At 37.5% G+C, this 435-nt stretch carries 1 protein-coding gene; it reads left to right on the top strand.

Going from position 1 to position 435, the window contains the following annotated elements:
- Positions 1 to 295 (top strand): aminotransferase class I/II-fold pyridoxal phosphate-dependent enzyme (locus tag GBI16_RS18565; RefSeq protein ID WP_151707647.1); only part of this gene is annotated, 295 nt, incomplete at its 5' end.
- Positions 296 to 435 lie beyond the last annotated feature (140 nt).

Raw genomic sequence — 435 nt, forward strand, 5'->3', positions numbered from 1 at the left:
GGAAGAAAACCGCCAACAATATCGTGCGAAATTTGAATTATTCCAAAGCGAATTTGGTCATTTATTACCACTACAAAAGCCAGATGCTGGATTCTACTATTGGTTAAAAGTTGACAATGATGAAACTTTTGCTCAAATGCTTATGGAAAAAGCACATATCAAAGTTCTTCCAGGTCGCTATTTATCTCGTGATACTGAACAAGGCAATCCAGGCGAAGGTCACGTACGCATGGCTTTAGTTGCTGATCTCGCTCAATGTGAAGAAGTGGTTAAACGCTTAAAAGCAATTCTTTAAATACAATGAGTTCGGAATCTGTAAGTGATTTTTATTACAGATTCCGAAATAAAACTTAAACCTGACCAATAATTAGAATTGTGGCTATCAAAACCATCAACGTACCTGAAATTCGACTTACCACCCTAACCGCATAGGGT

The sequence above is a fragment of the Acinetobacter sp. TUM15064 genome (genome assembly GCF_008980265.1).
In the GTDB taxonomy this organism is placed as follows: Bacteria; Pseudomonadota; Gammaproteobacteria; order Pseudomonadales; family Moraxellaceae; genus Acinetobacter.